26 protein-coding genes and 1 tRNA gene are annotated in these 22483 nt (G+C 70.8%); 10 read left to right on the top strand and 17 right to left on the bottom strand.

Annotation, left to right across the window (positions count from 1 at the left end):
* Positions 1–20: 20 nt before the first annotated feature.
* Complete coding sequence (locus OG937_24480) at positions 21–866, bottom strand: hypothetical protein (GenBank protein WUD74624.1); 846 nt, start codon at positions 864–866, stop codon at positions 21–23.
* Positions 859–1380, bottom strand: coding sequence for a SigE family RNA polymerase sigma factor (locus OG937_24475; protein ID WUD74623.1), 522 nt, complete (start codon positions 1378–1380; stop codon positions 859–861). The genes OG937_24480 and OG937_24475 overlap by 8 nt, the downstream gene beginning before the upstream one ends.
* 230 nt (positions 1381–1610) lie before the next feature.
* On the opposite strand from OG937_24475, the gene OG937_24470 reads away from it, so the two are divergent.
* Entirely contained in the window at positions 1611–2141 is a 531-nt protein-coding gene (locus tag OG937_24470; GenBank protein ID WUD74622.1) for a TerD family protein, read from the top strand.
* Between the two features lie 79 nt (positions 2142–2220).
* Here OG937_24470 and gdhA read toward each other — a convergent pair whose 3' ends face one another.
* The 3 genes from gdhA to OG937_24455 all read right to left on the bottom strand — a co-directional run bounded on the left by gdhA (position 2221) and on the right by OG937_24455 (position 4806).
* Positions 2221–3567, bottom strand: coding sequence for an NADP-specific glutamate dehydrogenase (gene gdhA, locus OG937_24465; GenBank protein ID WUD74621.1), 1347 nt, complete (start codon positions 3565–3567; stop codon positions 2221–2223).
* A 190-nt stretch (positions 3568–3757) separates the two neighbouring features.
* Positions 3758–4267: a hypothetical protein gene (locus OG937_24460; GenBank protein WUD74620.1), complete on the bottom strand. Its 510-nt coding sequence runs from the start codon at positions 4265–4267 to the stop codon at positions 3758–3760.
* A complete protein-coding gene (locus OG937_24455) occupies positions 4264–4806 on the bottom strand; it encodes a sigma-70 family RNA polymerase sigma factor (GenBank protein WUD74619.1) in 543 nt (180 codons plus the stop codon). Before OG937_24455 ends, OG937_24460 begins: the two co-directional genes overlap by 4 nt.
* 546 nt (positions 4807–5352) lie before the next feature.
* Here OG937_24455 and OG937_24450 point away from each other — a divergent pair.
* The 7 genes from OG937_24450 (at position 5353) to OG937_24420 (ending at position 9873) form a co-directional block, all read left to right on the top strand.
* Positions 5353–5733, top strand: coding sequence for a hypothetical protein (locus tag OG937_24450; GenBank protein ID WUD74618.1), 381 nt, complete (start codon positions 5353–5355; stop codon positions 5731–5733).
* Complete coding sequence (locus OG937_24445; GenBank protein ID WUD74617.1) at positions 5730–5996, top strand: hypothetical protein; 267 nt, start codon at positions 5730–5732, stop codon at positions 5994–5996. The genes OG937_24450 and OG937_24445 overlap by 4 nt, the downstream gene beginning before the upstream one ends.
* Positions 5993–6361, top strand: coding sequence for a hypothetical protein (locus tag OG937_24440; protein ID WUD74616.1), 369 nt, complete (start codon positions 5993–5995; stop codon positions 6359–6361). The genes OG937_24445 and OG937_24440 overlap by 4 nt, the downstream gene beginning before the upstream one ends.
* Complete coding sequence (locus OG937_24435) at positions 6361–6546, top strand: hypothetical protein (protein WUD74615.1); 186 nt, start codon at positions 6361–6363, stop codon at positions 6544–6546. The genes OG937_24440 and OG937_24435 overlap by 1 nt, the downstream gene beginning before the upstream one ends.
* Complete coding sequence (locus tag OG937_24430) at positions 6546–6848, top strand: HNH endonuclease (protein ID WUD74614.1); 303 nt, start codon at positions 6546–6548, stop codon at positions 6846–6848. Before OG937_24435 ends, OG937_24430 begins: the two co-directional genes overlap by 1 nt.
* Before the next feature lie 16 nt (positions 6849–6864).
* Complete coding sequence (locus OG937_24425) at positions 6865–7746, top strand: hypothetical protein (GenBank protein WUD74613.1); 882 nt, start codon at positions 6865–6867, stop codon at positions 7744–7746.
* An 87-nt stretch (positions 7747–7833) separates the two neighbouring features.
* Positions 7834–9873: an ATP-binding protein gene (locus OG937_24420; GenBank protein ID WUD74612.1), complete on the top strand. Its 2040-nt coding sequence runs from the start codon at positions 7834–7836 to the stop codon at positions 9871–9873.
* Positions 9874–10041: 168 nt separating this feature from the next.
* Here the strand turns inward: OG937_24420 and OG937_24415 are convergent, their stop codons facing one another.
* From OG937_24415 to OG937_24365, 11 genes are all read right to left on the bottom strand, one after another.
* Entirely contained in the window at positions 10042–10335 is a 294-nt protein-coding gene (locus tag OG937_24415) for a hypothetical protein (GenBank protein WUD74611.1), read from the bottom strand.
* Entirely contained in the window at positions 10335–10760 is a 426-nt protein-coding gene (locus OG937_24410) for a hypothetical protein (protein WUD74610.1), read from the bottom strand. The genes OG937_24415 and OG937_24410 overlap by 1 nt, the downstream gene beginning before the upstream one ends.
* Positions 10761–11089: 329 nt before the next feature.
* Positions 11090–11758 carry a hypothetical protein gene (locus OG937_24405; protein WUD74609.1) on the bottom strand — a complete coding sequence of 223 codons (669 nt, stop codon included), beginning with the start codon at positions 11756–11758 and terminating at the stop codon, positions 11090–11092.
* A gap of 18 nt (positions 11759–11776) precedes the next feature.
* Positions 11777–12163: a hypothetical protein gene (locus tag OG937_24400; GenBank protein WUD74608.1), complete on the bottom strand. Its 387-nt coding sequence runs from the start codon at positions 12161–12163 to the stop codon at positions 11777–11779.
* 18 nt (positions 12164–12181) lie between these two features.
* The gene (locus OG937_24395) at positions 12182–16129 is read right to left on the bottom strand and encodes a phage tail tape measure protein (GenBank protein ID WUD74607.1); all 3948 of its coding nucleotides are present in this window, start codon (positions 16127–16129) and stop codon (positions 12182–12184) included.
* The gene (locus OG937_24390; protein ID WUD74606.1) at positions 16129–16356 is read right to left on the bottom strand and encodes a hypothetical protein; all 228 of its coding nucleotides are present in this window, start codon (positions 16354–16356) and stop codon (positions 16129–16131) included. The genes OG937_24395 and OG937_24390 overlap by 1 nt, the downstream gene beginning before the upstream one ends.
* A complete protein-coding gene (locus OG937_24385) occupies positions 16349–16555 on the bottom strand; it encodes a hypothetical protein (GenBank protein ID WUD74605.1) in 207 nt (68 codons plus the stop codon). The genes OG937_24390 and OG937_24385 overlap by 8 nt, the downstream gene beginning before the upstream one ends.
* A 174-nt stretch (positions 16556–16729) precedes the next feature.
* Positions 16730–17104, bottom strand: a complete 375-nt coding sequence (locus OG937_24380; protein WUD74604.1) for a hypothetical protein — start codon at positions 17102–17104, stop codon at positions 16730–16732.
* An 11-nt stretch (positions 17105–17115) separates the two neighbouring features.
* On the bottom strand, positions 17116–18924 hold the full coding sequence (locus tag OG937_24375) for an ATP-binding protein (GenBank protein WUD74603.1): 1809 nt from the start codon (positions 18922–18924) through the stop codon (positions 17116–17118).
* Positions 18921–19811: a bifunctional DNA primase/polymerase gene (locus OG937_24370; GenBank protein ID WUD74602.1), complete on the bottom strand. Its 891-nt coding sequence runs from the start codon at positions 19809–19811 to the stop codon at positions 18921–18923. The genes OG937_24375 and OG937_24370 overlap by 4 nt, the downstream gene beginning before the upstream one ends.
* Before the next feature lie 241 nt (positions 19812–20052).
* Positions 20053–20292: a helix-turn-helix domain-containing protein gene (locus tag OG937_24365; protein WUD74601.1), complete on the bottom strand. Its 240-nt coding sequence runs from the start codon at positions 20290–20292 to the stop codon at positions 20053–20055.
* A gap of 120 nt (positions 20293–20412) precedes the next feature.
* Here OG937_24365 and OG937_24360 point away from each other — a divergent pair, with 120 nt between their 5' ends.
* Both OG937_24360 and OG937_24355 read left to right on the top strand, forming a co-directional pair.
* Positions 20413–21021, top strand: a complete 609-nt coding sequence (locus tag OG937_24360; protein WUD74600.1) for a helix-turn-helix transcriptional regulator — start codon at positions 20413–20415, stop codon at positions 21019–21021.
* Positions 21021–22214 (top strand): tyrosine-type recombinase/integrase, encoded by a 1194-nt coding sequence (locus OG937_24355; protein ID WUD74599.1) that lies wholly within the window; start codon positions 21021–21023, stop codon positions 22212–22214. Before OG937_24360 ends, OG937_24355 begins: the two co-directional genes overlap by 1 nt.
* Before the next feature lie 103 nt (positions 22215–22317).
* Here the strand turns inward: OG937_24355 and OG937_24350 are convergent.
* A tRNA-Thr gene (locus OG937_24350) sits at positions 22318–22391 on the bottom strand.
* Positions 22392–22483: the final 92 nt, after the last annotated feature.

Raw genomic sequence — 22483 nt, 5'->3', positions numbered from 1 at the left:
CGGCCGGTCAGCCCAGTGGGTCAGCCCGGCGTTCCCGTACCGGTCGGACGGCCCGGACCGGTCGGCCCGCCGGGGGACGCCGAGGTGTAGCTCGCGGTCTTGAGGCCGGTGGTGACCGCGGCGATGGTGTCCTTCGCCGTACGGTTGAAACAGGCGCTGACCACGAGACCGACGGAGGACGCGGGGTCCGGGTCCTCCCCCCAGGCCGTGAGCTCCCACTGGCCGCCGAGCGCGCGGCAGCCCTCACCCGCGGACGCCACGCCCTTCACCACGAACCGGCCGGACCTCGTGCCGTCGCCCACGGGCGCCCCCACCTGTTCGAAGGCGATCAGCACCCCGCCCTCGGCGACCTTGTCCACGGGCGGGCAGACCGAGTAGCGGATCATCTCCTGCTTCGTGCACCCGCCGCGCTCGTGGAGCGGCCCGGAGCCGACGAACCCGACCACCAGGCCCCGCGGGTCGGTGGTCACGAGGGACCGCCAGCCCTCGCCGGGCAGTTTCAGCGTCAGCCCGGACAGGGCGTCCAGGCTGACCAGCGCGTAGCCGGGGTGCGCGCTCCTCGTCGACGTCGGCAGGGGGGACCCCGGGGCGGGCACCGCGCGGGACGGGGACGCGGCGGGGAGGACGTGCTGCCCCCGGGGCGTCACGGGACCCGCGGGCTGCAGCAACGCGGCGGCCACCACCGCCGCCGCCGTGACACCGCCGACCGCGGCCACCGCCCCGGCGACCACCCGGCGCCGCCTGCGCCGCCGTACCCGCCGCCTGATCTGCGCCATCCGGTCGTGGGGCGCGGCCGGCTGCGGCACGGCGCGCTCCAGCAGCACGCTCAGCTCCCACTCCTCCTCCGGCTCAGGCTCCTCATCCACACCGCTCACCACCCTTCGCCAGGCTCGGCACTGCCGCGACCTGCCCCCGCAGCATGGCCAGCGCCTTGGCGGCCTGGCTCTTCACCGTGCCCGGCCGGCAGCCGAGCACCTCGGCGGTCTCCTCGACGCTCAGGTCCTCGAAGTAGCGCAGCACGACCACCGCCCGCTGCCGCGCGGGCAGCCGGCGTATCAGCACCGCGAGCGACTGCTCCAGGTCGACCGAGGCGAACGGGTCCGCCACCGCCGTCACCGTGTCCGGCACCTCGCCGTGCGGCACCTCGCCCCGCCAGCGGCGCTGCCACCACGAGGAGGCCGTGTTCACCAGGGCCCTGCGCACGTACGCTTCCGGGTTCTCCGCGGCTATGCCCCGCCACTTCGGCCACACCTTGGCCAGGACCGTCTGCAGCAGGTCCTCCGCCAGGTGCGTGTCCCCGGTCAGCAGCCAGGCGACCCGCAGCAACCGCGGCCCGCGCGCGGCGACGAACTCCTCGAAGTCCGTCTCCGCATCCCTCACCGTGGTGTCCTTGCCATCGTGTTCCTGTCCGTGCTCCCAGCAGCCTCACACCCGCATGAACCGTCTGGGACCCCGGACCGGTTGCCAGGAATCCGGGATCGCCCTCGTTCGTTGCCGCCTCGGACGGGCGCGCGGCACGCGGTCGTCCCCCAACTGACGGCAGACGAAAGGGCGTTCCCCGTGACAGCCGCCTCCGCACCCGACCAGCCGGAAGCAAGGAGAGCCAGCCAGTGAGCAATGTCACCAAAGGCCTCGGCAAGGTCGAGGTCCGGCTCAAGTGGGACCCCAGCCCGCTCGGCGCACCCGCCAGCGACCTGGACATCGTCGCGGCCACCTACAGCGCCGCCGACCCGCACGGCGTCCCGGCGTACCTCGTCCACTTCGACAGCCGCTCCCCGGACGGCACCATCACGCTCAACCGCGACAGCAAGACCGGCAAGGGGCTGGGCTTCGACGAGATCATGACCCTCGAACTCGACCGGCTCGGTGCCGCCTACCACCGGGTCGTCGTCGGCGTCGTCGTGCAGCAGCGCGACGGCCGGATGACCTTCGGCGACGTCGCGGGCACCGGCGTGCACGTGGTCGAGGGCCACACCGACCTCGCCGCCTCCGACCTCGGCGAGGTCGCGGCCGCCACGGCCGCCACCGTCGGCGAGTTCCGCCGGGGCGACTCCGGCGAGTGGCGCTTCCGCTCCGGCGTCCGCGGGTACGACGCCGATCCGGTGGCCTTCGCCCGTGTGATGGGCGGCAGCGCCTCCTGATCGCCGCCGGGAACGCCCGTGCCCTCCCGCGCGCGTCGCGGAAGGGCACGGGCACCACGGAGGGCGGAACCCGGAGAACCTAGACGACGCCCTGCGCCGTCATGGCCTCGGCCACGCGCAGGAAGCCCGTGACGTTGGCGCCGAGGACGTAGTCGTCCGGCGTGCCGCCGTACGCCGCGGCGGTGGCCCGGCAGTGGGTGTGGACGTCGCGCATCACCTGCGCGAGCCGGGCCTCGGTCCGCTCGAAGGTCCACAGCTCACGGGACGCGTTCTGCTGCATCTCCAGCGCCGAGGTCGCCACGCCGCCCGCGTTGGCCGCCTTGCCCGGGCCGAAGAGCACGTCCGCCTCCCGGAACACCTCGATCGCCTCCGGGGTGCACGGCATGTTCGCGCCCTCGGCGACCGCCAGCACGCCGTTCTTCACCAGCGTCCCGGCGTCCTGCCCGTCCAATTCGTTCTGCGTGGCGCAGGGCAGCGCGACGTCGCACGGCACGTCGAAGACCGAGCCGCGCTCGGAGTACCGCGCCGAGGGCTTGGCCTCCGCGTACGCCGACAGCCGCGCCCTGCGCACCTCCTTGATCTCCTTCAGCAGCTCCAGGTCGATGCCGGCCTCGTCGACGACGTAGCCGCCGGAGTCCGAGCAGGCCACCACCGAGCCGCCCAGCGCACGCACCTTCTCGATCGCGTAGACGGCGACGTTGCCCGACCCGGAGACCACCGCCCTGCGCCCCTCGAAGCCCTGCCCGCGCGTGGCCAGCATCTCGGCCGCGAAGTACACCGCCCCGTACCCCGTCGCCTCGGTCCGCGCGTGCGAGCCGCCCCAGGCGACGCCCTTCCCGGTCAGCACGCCCGCCTCGAAACGGTTGGTGATCCGCTTGTACTGCCCGAAGAGGTAGCCGATCTCCCGGCCGCCCACGCCGATGTCACCGGCCGGCACATCGGTGTGCTCGCCCAGGTGCCGGTGGAGCTCGGTCATGAACGACTGGCAGAAGCGCATGACCTCGCCGTCGGAACGGCCCTTGGGGTCGAAGTCGGAGCCGCCCTTGCCGCCGCCGATCGCCAGCCCGGTCAGCGCGTTCTTGAAGATCTGCTCGAAGCCGAGGAACTTCACGATGCCGAGGTCCACGCTCGGGTGGAAGCGCAGACCCCCCTTGTACGGGCCGAGCGCGCTGCTGAACTCCACCCGGAAGCCCCGGTTGACCTGCACCCGTCCCTGATCGTCCACCCACGGCACCCGGAAGATCACCTGCCGCTCCGGCTCGCACATCCGCTCCGCGATCCGGGTCCCCAGGTACTCCGGGTGCCGTTCCAGCGCCGGCGCCAGCGAGCGCAGCACCTCCCCCACCGCCTGGTGGAACTCCGTCTCGCCGGCATTGCGCCGGCAGACGTCCGCGTAGACGGCCTCGATGTGAGCACTGACGTTCATGCGCGCCTTCCCTCGTCCGATGTCCCGGACGCGCCCGCCGTGGCGCCGCGTCCGGCCGTTGCCGTGTCAACGAGTACGGATGGAAGAAAGCAAGGTGTCAGCCGGAGCAACTCCGCACACCGAAAGTCACCGGGTCACCCGTACGGGCCGCGCCCTTTTGGTATGGGCGCGGCCACGCGACGCGGACGGGCTACCCGACGGGAATCGGCCGCGCCCCGATGCGGGCGCAGGCCTGGTCCTGGTCGAGGCCGTCGGCGGGCCAGACGACCTTGCCGGCGGCGCCGGGGTAGTAGCAGGCCGCGAAGGACGTGGGGACGGGCTCGGACGGGCCCCACATCTGCTCCCAGCGCCCGGCGCAGGCCTTGCCGGGGTCCCTCGGGTCGAAGGCCTTGATCGCGTCGGACGGCAGACCCGAAAGGTCCGCGTCGCGCGCCAGCGTCCGGGCGCACATCACCTGCGCCCCGGCGTCCTTCCCCCACGGCAGTCCCCCGGCGACGGCGACGACCCCGCCGCCGGCCAGCGCGGCGACGACCGCGCCGCCGGCCACGGCGACCCGCAGCGACCGCCGCCGCGTGCTCCGCGGCGCCGCCCGGTCCAGCACGGACCGCAGCGTCTCCCGCCCGTCCGCCGACCGCGCCCAGCCGTCGGCGCCCTGCGGGCGCAGCTCCCGGACGGCGTCCAGGACAGGGTCGTTCGTCATGCGTGTACCTCCGAATCGAGCGGGGTGAAGGATGCGGGTCGCGGCTCCAGGGCGGCGCGGAACCTCTTGCGGGCCCGGTGCAGCCGCAGCGCGTAGGCCGCCCTGGTGCAGCCCAGGGCCTTGGCCGCCTGCTGCGCGCTCAGGTCGTACCAGCCGGTGAGCAGCAGTACTTCGCGGTCGTTCTCGGACAGCGACATCAGCACCCGGAACACGCGCTCACGGTCGCCTATGCGGTCCTCGAACACCTCCTGCGGCGCGCGGTCCATCACCGCGGCCATCCGCGCCGCGAGCGCCTGCCTCCGCAGGTCCGACCGCACCCGGTTGGCGAGCAGCCGGCGCGCCGCCGCCAGCAGCCAGGGCAACGCGTCCTCCGGTACGGCCCGCTGCTTGCGCCAGGCCAGCAGGAAGGTCTCCGAGAGCACGTCCTGCGCGGTCTCGCGATCCGTACGGTGCATCAGGTAACCCATCACCCGGTCGGCATGGGCCTCGAACCACTCCTCCACCATCCCCTGCCCTCGCGGACCCTCACGTGCCGTCATGCGCACCCTTCCCTCCCAGAACAGGCTGTCACTGGGGAATGTCCGGCACGGCCCCGCCGATTACAGCGCGCCTGCGGCCCTGCCCCGGGTCCCGGGCTCCGGCCCCCGTGGTCACGGCGGGGGGTGACGGCCGCCCGGAAGATCACGTCGGAGGGCTGATCGTCCGGGGAACGCGAAAGGGCCGGGTCAGCGGAACTGACCCGGCCCTTCACTGTGGAGCCGCCTAAGGGAATCGAACCCTTGACCTACGCATTACGAGGTCTTGCAAGCCGTCTTCCTGGCCAGCACCGGAGCGCGATCACGCCTTTGACCTGCGAATTTCTCTTCCCGGCCTGTCTCGGGCTATCCCGGGTCATCCCGCAGTCACGTGTACGGCATGTGTACGGGGACTTCCCGGACTCCATATCCACTTCACCTCAAAGGGTATTCATTCTGGATACCTGAGTGGTAGTGTCGGAGCCGCGCCGCTAAAACGGCGGCGGCCCCGCCCGGTGCTGGAACACCGAAACGGGGCCTAGGAACGATCCCTGACTGGAGGGCTCGCCCATGCGCAACACCGTACCGAACCCCGTCAACCCCTCCGCTCTCACCGTCGACGACATAACGCGCCGGGAGATCAGCGACCTGCTGAACACGGCGCACGCCGAGATCATCGAGAGCGACGAGCTGGCCCGCGAGGACAAGTTCCTCGGCTCGATCTACCAGCGCAACGACGGCGCCGTCTTCCTGGTCATGCCGTCCGGGCAGGAAGCGGGCGTCCGTGACCACATGGCGCGCGGCCTGATCGCCGCCCTGTTCGACGTGAAGGTCCCCGGCTGGCCCGGCAAGGGCTCCACCGCGTACCGCGCCCGCGCCAAGAGCCCCGTCGTCGACGACATCCCCGGCATCCCGGTCCCGCCGGCCGACCCCGAGGCCGGTGCCGCGTGAGCGCCCTCACTCCCGAAGTGCGGGAGCTGCTGCAGGCCGTGCACGACGCCCTCAGCCTCCCCAAGCCGGCCATCACCGAGCGGGACGTCGACGCCTTCAGCGACCTCGTCCAGAGCCGAGCCGCCGACGTCCGCATCAAGCTCGACAGCCTGCTGCGCGCCCCGGACCTGTTCACCCTCACCGAGGCCGCCGAGCAGCTGCGCGAGTGGACCGCCCAGACGCCCGCCACGTACACCGTGCGCCAGGACGGGGGGCAGTCATGAGCCCTCGCCGCGTGACGCTGGAGACCGCCGACTACGGCGAGGTCACCTTCGACTGCCCCGCCTGGTGCGTCATGGACCACCGCAGCGGCGCCTACCTGCAGGACATCGGTCACGTCGCCGCTGAGGAGCGGTTCGAGGTCCCGACGTCCATGGGCCCGGCTTCGGTGCAGGTCGGCCAGGGACGGTACGAGTACGGCACCCCCGAGCGGACCGTGCCGTACCTGTCACTGGACCTCGACGGCATCGTCTACCCCGAGCGGCTGGGCCAGCTGGAGGAGTTCGCGCAGGCCCTCGAAGGCCTCGCGGTGTTCGTCCGTGACCTGGTGCCGCGGCTGATGGAGCTGCAGGCGGAGGGTCGGGCGTGATGGCTGCCTGGCCCGTCCGCCGGCCGACCGAGGACGCCGCGGTGTACGCGGTATCCCGGTCGCCCCGGCCGCTACCGCCGATCACCGTTCTCGCGGACCTGCTCATCGTGGCCCGTGCCATCGGTGACCGGCACGGCGAGCAGCGGTTCGACCGGATGCTCGACCGCAAGTTGCGGGGCGCGTGATGGCCCGCCGTCGAACGCTGAACCCGGAGGACCGGCGGCACGTCCGCCGGTCCCTCGCCGCCCGTGACGGCGCCCGCTGCTTCTACTGCCAGCGCCCGTTCCCGGACATCGACACGGCGACCCTCGACCACTACGTGCCCTACAGCCTGTGGCGGACCTGGCGGCAGCGGAACCTCGTCCTCGCCTGCGGCCCGTGCAACACGGCCAAGGCCGACACGCTGCCGTGGCTGGTCGCCCTACTGATCCTGCGCAACGTCCGTCAGCACGCCCTGTGGCGCAACGCCTGCGCCGCTACCAACTGACCCGAAGGGGAGAGCAGTGAAGTTCAAGGAAGAGATCCGCCGTCGGGCCGTCGAGCACACCGTCGACGGCGTCACGCACACCATCAGCCGGCCGCAGAAGGTCCGGGTGCCGGTCCTGCCCCGCGACTGGGACCAGGCCGCCATACGGGCCGCGTCGTCCCTCGTCCTCGGGCTGACCGCGCTGGCCATCGTGTGGTCGACGTACAGCATCGGCCAGCTGCTCAACGGCGGCATCGGCTACGCCGCCGCGGCCATCTTCGACATCGCCTGGCTGGTGAACGTCCTGCTGGAGTGGCTGTCCCGCTTCGACGCCTCCAAGCGGGCGTTCTCCCGCCGGCTGGGCTGGGCGCTGCTCGCCTGCACGATGGGCGCCATCTTCTGGCACGGCCTGCTGATGGGCAGCGTCGCCCTGGGCGTCGTTGGCGCCGCGGTGTCGCTGTTCGCGAAGGTGCTGTGGATGGGCATCATGCGGTTCGTCGACAAGGACCTGTCGCCCGAGGACGCGGCGTGGGTGCGGGCTGAGATCTCCGCGGCGAACGCGAAGCTGGCCATCGCCGGTGTCCGTCGGCAGGTCGCCCGGGCCGAGCAGACCGCGGCGCTGGAGCTGCTGGCCGCCGAGCAGGTGCGTAACGAGGTCGACCAGGCGCGGGCCGAACAGGACGCGAACACGCCCGTTCAGGCCGAGGTCGCCGAGGCGCCGAAGGTGCCCCTGAACAGCGCCGAACATGTTCAGCCGTCCATGCCGTCCATCGCCGAGCTGGCCCGCAAGCAGGTCGCCAAGGGCCTGGGCGACAAGGACGCCGTCGACGCGATCCTCGCCCAGCTGCCCGGCGCCAACGTCGAGTCCGTCGCCGCCACCCTGCGCCGCGCCCGTCGCCAGGCCGGCCCGTACATGTAGCAACGCCCCGGGGCGGCCGTACCTGGCTGGACACCACCGGCCGCCCCGGGTCCCCAGCACCCCTACGAGCAACTGGAGATCCCCAGCATGACCGTGACCATGCTCAAGACGCCAACAGAACCGCCGTCCGAGCAGCGCCGAGAGCGCCGCCGGGCGCACTTCCGTGCGGCAGCCAAGGCTGCCCTGACCGACGAGCGGACACGCACCGCAGGCCGTATCACCGTCCGCCACCTGTCCTACGTCGTGGGCGGTACCCGCGTCGTGTTCCGCCGCGCCTGGGACGGCCGCAGCGCCGCCCGCTACGAGCGGATGATCCGCGCCGCCGAAGCCGCAGGCCTGATGGACCAGGTCGCCCTGTGGGAACAGCGCGGCCACGCCTTCCGCATGGCCCGGCACCGGCGACGCGTCGACACCCTGCAGATGATGATGAACCTGCCCAAGGCGATCGTGTCCGCCGTCGGCGCGGGGACCGGGCTGCTGCTGTTCGTCGGTGTGCTGCTGGCCTGGGCGAACCACGATGTTCGGGATGTTCTCGCCCCGCTCGAGGCGGTCATCGACCTCGTGCAGTGGGTGGCGTACATCGCCGGTGTCGTGTGGGATCCGCTGCTGCTGGCCGCGCCGTGGCTGGCCCTGGCCGCAGTGTGGGCTGTCGGCCGCGGCAGGCACACCGCCCCGCAGTGGGCGCTCCCGGAGAGGCAGCGGGACAGCGGCGGCCCCATCACCCCGTCCATCGTCGTCGTCGCCTTCCGTGACCTGGGCATCTCCGCCCTGCGCAAGGCCATCGAGGACATGGGCGACGTCGGCGCGGCCATGCTCGGCCCCATCACTCTCGCCGGCTGCGGCATAGAGGTCGACGTCACCCTGCCGTCCGGCGTGAGCACCGAGGAGATCCTCAACCGGCGCCGGAAGCTGGCGGAGAACCTTGGCCGGCACGAGCACGAGGTGTTCCTCACCATCCCGCCGCAGCCCCGCACCATCCGGCTGTGGATCGCCGACAGCGGCGCGCTGGACGAGCCCATCGGCCCGTCCCCGCTGGTCGTTGAACAGGATGTTCGCGCCGACTACCGGCTCGGCCGCGCCCCGTGGGGCCAGTCCCTGCGCGGCGACGCCGCGTCCCTGAGCGTCTACCAGCGGCACCTGCTCATCACCGGTCTGTCGAACCAGGGCAAGACCGCCAGCCTGCGGGCGCTCGCCCTGTGGCTGGCCTTCGACGCCTCGGTCGAGTTCTGGCTGGGCGACCTGAAGGGCGTCGGCGACTGGGCCATGTTCGAGGGCATCGCCTCCGTCCTCATCCAGGGCCCCACTGACGAGCACGCCTGCGCCGTCACCGAGATGCTGGAGGCCGGCGTGCAGGAGATGGAGCGCCGCCTCCAGGACCCGGGCGGCGAGCACCCGCCGTTGGTCATCCTCGTCGACGAGGCGCAGGTGGCGTTCATGAACCCGCTCAAGGGCGACGACGGCCGCCCGTTCGGTGGGAAGAAGGCCACGTCGCGGTACTTCATGGCGGCGCGCCGCATCCACAACCAGGGCCGCGCGGTGAACGTCACCCTGTGGCAGGGCACTCAGGACCCCACCGACGAGAACCTGCCGAAGCTCGTCCGTGAGGGCGCGCACATCAGGTCTTCGCTGGTCCTGGGCACCGAGTCGCAGGCCCGCATGGCGCTCGGCGAGGCCGCGGTCGACGCTGGCGCCGCCCCGCACAAGCTCCGCCAGGGCAAGGACAAGGGCACGGTCGTCGTCGTGGGTGACGGCATCGACATCCCGGACGGCGAGCCGTCCATCACGGTGCGGACGCACTACCTCAGCACCGAGGATGCCACCGAGGTTGCGGAGCGGGCGCTGCAGGCCCGCAACGGCCGCGCCACCGTCCGTCAGCTGCAGCCGGTGAAGGAGAGCGACCCGCTCGCCGACATCGTCCACGTCATCGGGCAGGACCCGCGGGTGCTGACCCGGGAGGTCCTGCAGCGCCTGGCCGAGCTCAACCCGCCGGTCTACAAGGTGTGGGGTAACAGCGACCTGAAGGAGTACCTGGAGGGCTTCGACGCTGCCCCGCACAAGAGCGACGGGAAGATGGTCGTCGACCGTCAGAAGGTCCGTGACGCCCTCGCGCGCCGGGAAGCGGCGTAGAGGGAGGCGGCAGGGTTCAGGGAGAAGTCCCTCAGGGCCTCCCTGACCCGCCTCCCTATGCCTGACCAGCGCAAATGATCGATTAGGGAGGCGAGGGAGGTACACGCCAAGGGGCGTCCAGAGACCCGGAAACGGGCCTGTGGGCGCCCCTTTGTGCTTCCCTCCCTGTCAGCGCTCCGGCCGGCGCAAGACACGGTGCGGCTCCTGCTGCTCGATCTCCTTGAACTCCTGCCACGTCAAGCCGGCCATGCCGTACACGACCAGGCCCCGCTCGGCCAGCCACGCGTCCCGGGCCTTCCGCCAGCGACCACGAGCCTTAATGAACGCTTCTACCGTCGCGTCCTCGCCCTCTTCTCGGGTCTCCCGGAACCATCTGCTCGCCTGGAACTTCCACAGCCACTCCGGCGGCTCGTCGTTGCTGACACGCGGCGCCATACGGGCCGCACGACGGGCCGACACCATCACGCACCACCCCGAAGCGGCACCGCGGCCAGAGCAGGCCCAGACGGTGCCGACGGAGCCATCTGCCAGCCCAGCGACGCCATGCCCTGCGGCGTCAGGCCAAGCCGATCGGATAGATGCCGTGCTTCCTGGGCCTGCCAGGCCGAGCCGGCGCCCGACAGCACCGCAAACGTGTTGGAGACGTACATGGCCACCGCCATGACGAACGAGTCGTCCCACATGTTCGCCTGCGGGCCGGTCCACAGCGTCTCCCACATCTCCCGCTCGGCGTCGGTCCAGTCACGGCCCGGCGGAAGCTTCGGGACGAGGTCCTCACAGACCGGGGGGAGCACAACGACGCCGCGCCGGGCGCTGGGCTGCTCGCTGGCGCGGCTGGCGGTGTAACGGGACCGGCCCTTGGCCGGGTTGGGCAGGGGTCCGGACACCGGAACCACCTCACTTTCAGTCACTAACGGGTCGTGATCTTGAGGCCATCTGGGATCGCAGATAGCGAGCGCTCTCCCCGGCGGTCCCTACGGAGGGTGACGGCGGAGTCGCCCCCCTGGCCCTCTGACCTGCGGTCACCGGAGCGTCGTCACGCTGTGTGTCGAACAGCTCCGGCCCGGAGCGCGTCGGGTGACGGCTCCGGACCGGTCGGCGCTGGCCGGGTCTGCGCAGGGAGAAAGGAGGACCCGCTCTCCGGCCATCGCTCCCGCACGGCCGGCCGTACATGCATGCCGTGCGGGTGACGTTGACGCCGGATCCATGGGCCGCGTTAGGCGGCGTCGGCGGGCTCGGGGTCGGCGAGCTGGGCGATGTCCTGGTCGCTCACGCCTCGCAGCTCGTCGGGCTTGTGGACGACGTACTGCATGCCGTGCTGCATGCGGCCGCCGGTGTCGTTGTGCCGGTGCCAGATGTCGGCGGCCTGCTGGTAGGTCTCGGTGCTGCTGGGCCGGGTGGCGAGGTAGTCGTGGAGCACGTCGCCCCAGTCCATGTCGTGGGCGCGCTTGGCGATGGCGCGGGCGAGGACGTGGTCGCCGGCCTGCTCGGCGTCGGCGAGGGCGCGTGCGGCCTTGTCGGGCTTGGTGAGCTTGCTGGCGCGGTCCTGGGCGTCGCGGACGGTGGCGTCGAAGGTGGAGCGGTCGCGGGCGAGGGCGCGCTCGTCGTCGTAGCCCCAGAGCTTGCGCTCCAGCTTGGTGAAGGTGGTGTTGTCGGTGTCGGCCTGGTCGCTCTTGAGCTTGGCGAGGGCGGCGCGGGTGGTGGTGTAGAGCTGGGCGGCTTCGACGCGCTTGCGGTCGGGGTGCATGTTGCGGTTGCCGCGGATCTCCTGCAGGCCCTGCTTGTAGAGGGCGTGGATGTCGGCGGCCTTGCGGTGGCCGGCGGTGGGCTGGGGCTGCTGGACGCGGGTGGCCTCGGCGAGGGCGAGAGCGAGCTTGCTGGGCATGGTGGTTCTCCTTCTCGGTTAGCTGCGGGCGCGCTGGTTGGTGCGGGTGGTCGGGTTGGTGATGGCGTCGGGCTGGGCGGTGCCTGCGATGACGGCGGCGACGGTGTAGGCGTCGGCTTCGGTGTCGCTCTCGGGGGACCATCCGTTGAAGCCGTAGGCCTGGGGGTTGCCGCGGCCGAGGGCGACGGACGGCGACCCGGTGGCGGTGGCCGTCAGGGACATGGTCGCGGCGGTGTCGGAGGCGACGGCGGTGATGGTGGAGCCGGCCTGGATGCCGGTGCCGGTCACTGTGCGGCCGATGTCTTCGGGCTTGGTGAACGTGCCCGCGGCGGCGGTGATGTTGGCCTGGCCGCTGGTGGTGTTGATGGTGACGGTCTTGGGCTCGTTGGTGCGTCCGGTTGCCATGGTGGTTCTCCTTGGGGGTTAGCGCCGGCCGGTCTTGGCGCGGTAGGCGGCGGTATCGATCGCGTCGCGGACGACGGGCTTGACCTCGACGCGGATGAGGTTCTTCAGTGCGGGGTCGTCGACGTGGACGTGGACGTCCCACACGGCGGGCTGGCTGCTGGCCGTGGGTGCCGTGAACGCGCCGGGGATGGAGGCGGCGGACATGCGGGTAGCCGCAGCGGCGATGTGGCGCTTGGTGGCGTCCATGCCGACGACGACACCCATGCCGACCTGCTTGCCGACCTCGTCCCGGGTGACCTGCGACGGAGACTTGATCTTCAGGGACTTCTTGATGGAGGCGACGAGGCTCTTGCCGAGCCTGTCCATCTCCTTCTGTAGGGCCTTCTCCTGGGCTTGGAGGCCGGCGAGGAAGCCGCGGCCTGCCTGGGCGCCCGCGTCGTACATGCCGTCGGCGGCGAGGTTGCCTATGGAGGTGGCGAGCTTGCCGCCCTTGCCTGCCAGCTGGTTGATCTGGGCGAGCTGGCTGTTCGTGGCGGACAGCAGCGTCTGGGCGAGGGCGGACCCGGGGCCTTGCTCGATCACCTGCTGCAGGAGGTCCCGGTTCAGGCCGCGCTTCTGCAGCTTGGCCAGGTCACTCTGGAAGTGGCCTGCGGTCGACTGCTCCGTCTTCATCTGGGCGATCAGGTCGCTGGCCGACCCGCCGCCTTCCACACCGAGGAAGTCCTTGATGTTCCCGGCCTCGGTGCCCGCGTAGTCCTTGGCTTCGGTAATGCGGGCCTTGACCTTGTCGCGCTGGTTGGCCAGGGACTGCAGCTTGCGGCTGGTGGCGTCGACGCGGGCAGCGAGGGCAGCACCGGACTTGCCGAGCTTGCGCAGGTCGGTGGTGAGGGTCTTGGCGGCGCTGGAGATGTCCGACGCGGACTTGGTGAGGGACTTGCTGAAGCCGCTGAGGTCGCCGGGGACTTCCTTGCGGGCGGCGACGCCGCCCGAGGCGTACCAGGCGATCCCGCGGCCACCGAGACGACGCACGGTCTCCTCGGCGATACGGCGGGACCGGGCCCGCTTGGACGCAGCAAGCGGGATGTAGGCCTCGCCGCCGGTCTCGTCCTCCGCCCACACCCGCCACGTGCCGGCCTTCGCGATCTGCGCCACGTGATTCTCGCGCCGCATGCCGCCATCGGCATAGAAGTCGATGATGTTGCCGTTAGCGCTGGCACTGGCGGCGTTCCGCCGTCCGGTGCCGCCGCCGGACGTGACGGTGTTGTTGTAGTGCGTGGTGATGACGATCGACTTGTCGTGCAGGGCCCGGATCGCGGCGGCGAGAGCGTCGACGTTCGCTTTCTGCGTGCCGGTCGGCACGGTGATGACGACGTTCTTGCCCTTGGTCCGCTTGACCTTGTAGCCGAGGTCTTCGAGGGCCTTCTCGCCTGCCTTGGTGAGGGCCTTCACCTCGACCGTCTTGCCCTTAGTGTTCTTGAGCTTCTCCTGGACGTTCTCCAGGTCGCTCACGGCCCGGGAGGTCTCGACGTCGACCTTGGGGGTGGTCTTGGCGGGCAGGCTGAGGAACGACTCGAGCAGGGCGTCGACGGCGTCCTTGGAGAACCCGGCCTGCAGCATCTGCTTCCGCAGGATCTTGATGTCCTTCTCCAGGACCTGGTTGCCGGCCTCGACGCTGTTCTTCTGCTCGGCGACGGCCTCGGCATGTTCCTGGGCGGCCTTGGCAGCGTCGAGGAAGGCGGACTTCACGGCCCGGCCCTTGGCGGTGGTGATGTCGAGGCTGTGGCCGTTGTCCTTCACGGCCTTGGTGAGGTCGGCCAGGGACTGCCGGAAGCTGATCTCTTGCTGGGCGGCGTCGATGTTGAGGCCGTTCAACAGCTTGAGGGCGTCGGTGAGCTGTTCGGCGGCGTCGGCGGTCTGCTGCAGCTGCGTCTTCGTCAGCAGGACGTCCTCGCTCATCTCGCGCTGGCTGTCGCCGGTGAGCTGGGACTGGGTGTCGAGGTCGGCGAGAGCATCCGAGTAGTGCGGGAGCAGGGTCATCAGCTTCTCGGCGCTGGTGCCGTTGCGGATGGCCTCGTCGGCGAGGGCCTTGAAGGACTTGGAGGCGGTGTCGGCGTTGCCCGAGGACACGAGGCCGGCGAGGGACTGGTCGAGGCTGTCGAGGGCGTCGTGGGCCTCGTCGAGGGACACGCCCGCTTCGCCCATGCCCTTGGTGATGCCGAAGGTGAGGGTGTCGACGACGTCGGTGGTGCGCTTCTTCCAGTCGGGGTGCGCAACCCGGGCGACGATCTCCCCGAACCGGTTGAGGTCGGTGCCGAACACCTTCAGGGCCTCGCCGGACACCTTGCCGTTCCGGCCGAGTTCGATGAGGGCGTTGGCCATCTTCGACACCGAGGGCGGGGCGTCCTTGAAGGCGTCCTGGACCTTCTGGGCGCCGTAGGAGATGGCGGTGAGGGCGGCGATGATGACGGAGGCCCGGCCGAGCATCGTCATGGCTGCGCGGGTGCGGGCGGCGGTGACGCCGAGCGCGGCGAGTTCGGTGCGGGCCCGGGCGATACGGGGCAGCAGGAGCAGCGCGGAGGCTGCGACGAAGCCGATGGCTCCGGCGAGGCCGGCGAAGAGGGTGATGCCGGACTGCAGGGACGGCGGGAGGCTGCTGTAGGCGTTGATGAGCCGGGTGACGAACTGCACCATGTCGCGGAGGACACCGTTGGCGGCAGTGCCGGACTGGATGAGCGCGGTCTCCAGGGCGCCCTGCAGCCGCTCCAGGTCGCCGACGAGGTTGTTGGTCTGGGTGGCCGCGACCCTCGCCGCGTAGCCGGTGTCGTCGACCGCGGACACGTACCGGTCGATGCCCTTGGAGCCCAGCTGGTAGAGGATCGTCGCGGAGCGGACGGCGTCCGAGCCGAAGATGACGCCGAACGCAGCGTTGCGGGCCTCGGGGGTCAGGTTGGCGAACGACTTCTGCATGCGGCCGGCGAGCTCCGACAGCCCGACGAAGTTGCCCTGGCTGTCGTAGGCCGAGAAGCCGAGCTTGTCCATCGCAGCCTGGGCCTCTTTGGACTGCGGCGTCAGACGCTGCAGCATCACCTTCAGCGACGTGCCCGCGTCCGAGCCGACGAGGGCCCGGTCGGCGAACGCGGCGAGAGTGCCGACGGTGTCCTCAAGACTGAGCCCGGTCTGGTCGGCGACGAGGCCACCCATGCGGAGACCGAGGGCCAGGCCGTGCACGTCCGACGCGCTCTTGTTGGCCGCGGCGGCGAGTACGTCGGCGATGTGCCCGACGTCCTTGCCCTTGAGGCTGAAGGTGTTCATGGCCTGCGCGGTGGATATCGCGGCTTCGGACAGGTCGAGCTGGCCGGCGGCCGCGAGGGACAGGGCGCCGGTGAGGGCGCCTCCGACGATGTCGGCGGTCTTGATGCCCGCGCGGGCGAGTTCGGCTTCGGCGTCGGCTGCCTCGGTGGCGCTGTACTGGGTGGCGCTGCCGGCGTCGAGGGCTGCCTGGCGGAGCTGCTCAAACTCGCGACCGGTGGCACCGGACACGGCCTTCACGTTGCTCATGGCCTTCTCGAACCGGGCGGCGGCCGCGGCGGCGAGTGCGAACGCTGCCACGAGGCCAACGCTGGTGATGCGGGCGGCCTTGAGGCTGGTCTCGGACCGGGAGGCTGCGCGGGTGAGGCGCTGCAAGGCGGTGCCGTGGCCGGTGGCTGCGGCAGTGGCCCCACGGGAAGCGGCTGCGGCTGCGGTGGACGCAGCGGCTGCGCTACGGGTTGCGCTGCCTGCCGCCCGGGCGGCGGTGGTGGCACGGCGAGATGAGGCCTCGGCGCGCGAGGTGGCCTGGATGGAGCTGCGGCCGCTGCGCTCCATGGCGGCCGCTGTACGGCTGGTCTCGGCTGCGGCCTGGGCCATGCCGCGGGTGTAGCTGCTGACGTCCGCGACGAGGCGGACGGTTACGGTGCGGTCTGCCATCACGCACCCCCTTCCTCGAAGAGGCCGACCTCGTAGGCGTCGGCCAGCAGGTGCGCGGCGTAGGACTTGACCGGGTCGCCAGAGGCGTCGGCCATGGCGATGAGCCGCTGGTGCTCGGGCGTGAGGCGGGTGCCGCAGATCGCTTCCTGGATGACGGCGTCGGCGTGCAGGCCGTCGAGCGTGGCCGCCACGTTCAGGACGTCCTCGTCGGTGATGGGCTCATCCACGGGAGGCCTCCTGTCGTGCGAGCTTGGCCCGGTGCCGGGCGGCCACGCCGTGACGGCGGGCCTCGGCGAAGCGGGCGCGGCGCTTCCGGGCCGCTTCGATCCGGCGAGCCGCGTCGGCTATCCGGATCTGCACGAGGTCGTTGACGCCCTTGGTTTCGTACGATTCGGGAAACGAAGTTCGTACGTTGATCTTGGTCATGCGATCTCCTCGATGGGCTGGTGGTTGGGGCACTGGCCGCCGTGGAGGTCGGTGCAGTGGGGAATGTGGGGGGCCCGGCACAGGTGGACGCCGCACCCGCGGACGCACGGCCGGCCACGGCCAGCCCGCAGGGGGCGATCGCAGGCAGCGCAACGGCGGCGGGTGCGGGTCACTTCAGTGCCAGCTCAGGTGCGTGCCGGGTACGTCGAAGGCTCGGATGCCGTCGGGCCGCATCTGCCCTGTCAGGTCGCGGTAGAGGTCGTGGGTGGCCTCGTTGCGGTGGTCGTCGCAGACGGGGATGCACAGCGGCAGCCCGTCGGGGCCTTTGGCCAGGTAGAGGCCGAACCCGTCGTTGTTGTCGGCGGTCTCCTCGACGGCGAGGGTGGCGAGGGTGGCGGTTTTGTTGCAGCCGTCCGGCTCGGAGCAGGGCAGGCCGCGGACGAGGCGCGGGATGCGCTCCACGCGGGTCTGGAGGATGGCGTAGCCGTGGTCACGGACGTCGTCGGCGATTGCGGTGAGCGGGCCGGGGGTGAGCGTGCGTTCGGTCATGTCGGGACTCCTCAGGCGCACATGGGGTGGGCGGTCTCGCCGTCGCGGACCAGAGACGGGTGCAGGTACTCGCCGCATTCACGGCAGGGAATAGAGAGAAGGTGCATTTCAGCGTCCCCAGCGTCCCCAGCGTCCCCCCGGGGCGATTCCCGCAGGTCAGGGGCGGCCTGACGGGGGGACGCTAGGAAGAGGGCAGCGTCCCCCCGGGGGTTTGCAGCGTCCCCCCGGCCTGGTGGGGGGACGCTAGCGTCCCCCTCGTAGCGTCCCCCCTGAACTCCCTGGTCAGAGCCGGTTTCAGGGGTGCCGGGGGACGCTGGGGACGCTGTTTCGTACCTTCTCTCTGCTGTGGCGGTGAGGTGGTACAGGCGCTGCTTCTTCGGCTTCGGCCCGCGCTTGCTGTCGTCGACCTCAATGCCGATGGTGCGCAGGGCCGGGGCGAGCCGCTTGAGCTGGCCGCCGGCCCGCGTCGGGTCCTTGGGCCACTTCTTCGGCAGGCGCTCCGGCGTGGGCACCTTCTCCAGCAGCTCGGAGGCCGTGAGGATGATGCCGGGTTCGCCAGCCCGGTCGACCAGGGCGACGACGGCCTGGGCGAACGGCTCGCCGTCGAGGACGTCCGCGACAGCATCGCGGGCGCTGGACTTGTAGGAGTCGAGGGTGTTCCAGTCCTGCACATGGTCGACGGCTGCGAGGATCCGGGCGAAGTCGGCCATGCGCGGACGCTCGGTGAGCTGCACGTCGGGCAGCACCTTCAGTACCTGAGCGAGCAGGTCGAACAGGCTGGCCAGGATGGCCGCGTGGGCGTCGGCGTAGGCCGCGTCGAGTTCGGCTTCTTCCCGGCGCTTGTGGTCGGGGATGAGGTGCAGCTCGATGGTGAGCAGCCGTTCGGCGAGGTCGCCGGCCAGGGCGCCCGCGTCGATGGTGGTCATCGCCAGGACGCGTCGGAACTCGAGGACGACGACGTCGTCGTCGGTGTACAGGGCGCGGTCGACGATGCCGTCTCCGGTGACGGCACGGCACAGTGCGTCGGACAGCCAGTCCGCGACGATGGAGACGTTGTCGAGGCACAGGGCCCACGAGTTGAAGGCCTGCGTTGCCCACGCCTTGATGTCTCGCGGCGCGGTCCGCTTGGGTGCCCCGGACGGGTCGATGAGCCCGATCACCATCTTTGCCGAGTAGGACTTGCCGGTGCCCTGCTCGCCGCGGAAGGTCAGGATCGGGTGGGGCAGATCGGGGATGAAGCAGGCGACGAGCCACGCGACGAGCAGCCGGAAGCCTTCCTCGTCCGTGTTCAGCAGGTCCTGGAGCTTGGCCAGGCCGTCACCGTCGCGGACGGGGGCGGGCAGTGGCTTCATGGCGCCGGAACGGCGGAACAGGACGGGGGATCGCGGGGCGCGCTGCCATCCGTCCGGGCTGACGATGACGCACGCACCGTCGGAGGTGGCGAGGTCGACGACCATGCTGTCGCCGTGGCGTGCGACGCGCATGTGGGGCACGCGCGGGTCGGCGTCGGCGGCCACGCCTTCGAGGACGGTCATCGCGTCGGCCAGGGCGCTCTGCGAGGGTACTGATCCGCCGTTGGCGTCGGTGTAGATGCGGGCCAGCTGGGAGCGCAGGCCGGCCTTTCCGCGGAGCGGCAGGGCGATGTTCGGCCCGTCCTTCTTCCGGCCGTAGGGGCGGCCGTCTTCGGACATGAACAGCTCGTACCGTTCGCGTGCCAGGGCGGCGAGCTGCGAGGCCTGCGAGGGGCGCTTCTCGGTCTCCACGCCCTCGTCCTGCACGATCTCCCGGGCACGGTCCGCGCTGGTCTTCTCTTCGCTCATCGGGCGGCTCCCACGATCGTGCCGCGAGCAGACGCGACGGTGCCCTGTGCTTCGTTCTCCGGCAGGCCGACCTCGACGGCGGCGCGGACGAGGGCGCGCTCGGCGGCGTCAGCGTCAACCCGGCCCGCCGCCGCGTGCTCGAAGGCCTTGCAGGCAGCCCAGTACAAGCGGCTGTTCCGCTGCCCCTCCTGGGCGTCGAGGACCAGGCGCACGAGGCCGACCAGCGCGCTGCCGCCGCTGACCGGTCCGGACGGCTGCCGGAACGTGCCCTGCTGCGGCTGGCGCTTGGGGCGCACCATGAGCTGCAGCAGCTGCTCGGGGATGGGCGCGATGACGATGTCGTTCGGGTCGGAGGCGAGGGTGTAGATGCCTCGAACGCTGCGGCTGCCTGGGCCCACGAGGTATCCGCCCTCGCCGCGGACGTCGACGCCCGGCGCCATGTGGCCAGCCCGATTGGGCACCTTGACGTCGCTGGGCCCGGTCCACCACGCGTGGTAGCCGCCACGGGGGGTGCGGATGATGACCGTGCGCGGGATCGCAATGTGCCGCTGGGCGGCGAGTCTGCGCAGCTCCCACACGCCGTCGACGTCCTTCTCGGCGTCGCGGTCAAGGTCGAGACCGATCAAGTAGTGCGGCGGCCGGCCGCACGCGATCCCGTAGCCGGTGGCGTGGGGTGCCGCGGTGAACAGGGCGCGGATGCGCTCCGGGTCGTTGGACGCGTCGCGCCAGCCGTGCCCGGGCTGGCCGCACTCGCCCTTGCAGCCGTGCCCCTTGTCGTGCGGGGACTTGATGGCCGGCAGCTTGGTCAGGCCGAGGGGGAGAACCTCGAAGCCGTGGCGTGCCGCCGCCTGCAGGGCGTTGTCGAGGGCGTTCTGCCAGTCGGTCATGCGGCGGCACCCCTCTGCTTGGGCTGCAGGTCGTATGCGGCGCCACAGGGGCCGGTGACCTTGCCGAGGTGGGTGTGCCGGTGCCAGTCGCTGCAGCGGGGGCAGTGAGCCAGAAACTCGACGCGCCCCCTTGTGATCAGGACGAGCGGTCGCGCTACGCTTGCAGCGTCTTCACCGCCGCCCGCGAAGAGGACTTCCTGAGAAGGGCCAGTGCCGAGCTGGCCCTTCTTTGCGTTCTGGGTCACGCCGCCCGGCCCCCGACCTGCACCGTCTGTGCGGTCAGCCACCCCTCGATGGAGCTGCGGCGGTACTTGATGCGGCCACCCTTGCCGGGGGTCTGCTTGATGTAGTCGGGCCCCTGGCCCGTCCAGCGCCAGTTGGCGAGGGTCTGCGGGCTGAACCCGTAGTCGGCGTGGACCTGCCGCGGGCTGAGCAGCTCGTCCCGCTTCTCAACGGCGGTCCGCGCGATCTCTCCGTTCATCACTTTCCTCTCTTTGGTATTCAACTCGACTACCAAAGTTCGTATAGTGGCTCCATGACAGAGACGAAGGTAGCACCAGTCAGGCTCGAATGGACACCCCCACCGCCTAGGCTGTGGACCATGAGCGATGAGCAGCGCAAAACGCGCCCGGCAGCCCAGTACGGATCGACCGCCGTAACCGTGGCGGACAACGTGAGGCGCCTACGCGACCGCCGCGGGATGACCATCTACGAGCTGTCCGCGCTGCTCAGGGCGGCTGGGCGCCCCATCACTCCGGCGGCTGTCGGCAAGATCGAGCGACAGCAGCGGCAGGTGACCGTCGATGACCTGGCCGCGCTCGCTGTGATCTTCGGTGTGTCGCCGTCTGCCCTGCTGCTGCCGTTGACCAGGGAAGGAGCGGTCGAGGTCACCGGTGCTGGCACCGTGCCGGCGTCAACAGCTTGGGAGTGGGCGGACGGTCAGCGGCCGCTCGTCATCCCGCCGGGCGACAAGGGCCAGGCCATGCTGGAGTACCGGCTTTGGGGCCGGCCGCCAGCCGCAGAGGGGGCGAGCCTCTCTGCAGCTGATCGCAGGTTCTTCGACACTGTGGCGGGCCGTCGTGCCTTCGCGGACAACCTCGAAGCGGCCGGCCGCGAGGTGCAGCGGTACGAGGACGGAACCATCAGGACTTGGCGTCACCCTGGGCAGGACTGGGTGGAGCCGCTGCCGCACGTCGAGGAGGGCCGCTGATGGCGCGAGTGTGGATTGAGGACCGCGCTGGCCATGCCGAGTACGTGGCCGCCATGGACAAGTGGAACGAGGCGAAGAAGGCGGGCAGTAAGCGGCAGCCGCCGGGTCGGTGGCGGGTCCGCTGGTACGGCCCGGACGGGAAGCCGAAGGCGAAGACGTTCGGGAAGCTGCCGCAGGCTGAGGCCGAGAAGGACGCCATCACGGCCCGCCTCGACAAGGGCTCGTACCGGGACCCCAAGTCCGGTAAGGCCGCGGTGAAGCTGGTCGCTGAGGAGTGGTTCGGCTCCAAACGGAAGATCGGCCGCACGACCCAGCACGACTACCGCGAGCTGCTGGACACCTACGTCATCCCCCGCTGGGGGGCGTGGCAGGTCGGCGCCGTGCAGTGGGAGGACGTGTCGGCGTGGCTCACTGAGCTGTGCACGCAGCCGGGCAAGGCCGGCAAGGTGCTGGGCCCGGCCCGCATCATCAAGACGTACCGCGTGTTCTCCATGGTGATGAAGCACGCTGTGCTCTCGAAGCGCATCTCGACGAGTCCGTGCCACGACCACGAGCTGCCGCGGCCCGATGACGACGACGAGCACGTGTATCTCACCTACGACCAGCTGGAGCGCCTGGCCCTGGCCGCGGGGGAGTACCGACTGCTGATCCTGGTCCTGGGCTACTGCGGCATCCGGTGGGCGGAGGCGTCCGCCATCAAGCGCGGCCGGCTGCTCGTACCGAAGCGCCGGATCCGGATCGTGCAGAACTACACCGACGTCAAGGGCGTCCTCGCCTTGGGCCCGGTGAAGAACCACGAGAAGCGGTCCGTGCCGCTCCCCCGGTCGTTCGCCGACGAGCTGGGCAGCCTGGCCGCTCCCATGGGCTTGGATGACCTGCTGTTCACCGCGCCCGGGGGCGGCCCGCTTCGCTACAACAACTTCCGGAACCGGGTATTCGATCCCGCAGTGAAGGAGGCGGGCCTTCAGGGCATGGGCATCACGCCGCACAAGCTCCGGCACACCGCGGCATCACTGGCCATCGCGGCCGGCGCGGACGTGAAGGTCGTGCAGACGATGCTCGGCCACAAGGACGCGTCCATGACGCTCAACGTCTACGGCCACCTGTTCCCGGACCGGCTGGACGAGGTCGCCGACGCGCTCGATGTCGGCCGGAAGGTCGCACTCGCAATGAGGGGTGCGCCGCTCACGTAGGCGGAGCGATCAGATCCACGTGTACTGAATGTGTACGGGCCCCCCGGAGTGATCTCCGAGGGGCCCGTCTCTACGTGGCCTGTGACCAGCCACTTTCTCTCTGAGCCGCCTAAGGGAATCGAACCCTTGACCTACGCATTACGAGTGCGTCGCTCTGGCCGACTGAGCTAAGGCGGCAGGCTGCCGAGACAGCTTCGCATCGGCAGCGGGCACAAGTCTACACAGTTCTTGAGGGGCCCCTGACCAGGGTGCTGTCGGGTCGGGACGGG

The organism is Streptomyces sp. NBC_00510 (assembly GCA_036013505.1).
Lineage (GTDB): Bacteria > Actinomycetota > Actinomycetes > Streptomycetales > Streptomycetaceae > Actinacidiphila.
This window is presented reverse-complemented; position numbering and strand designations above follow the sequence as displayed.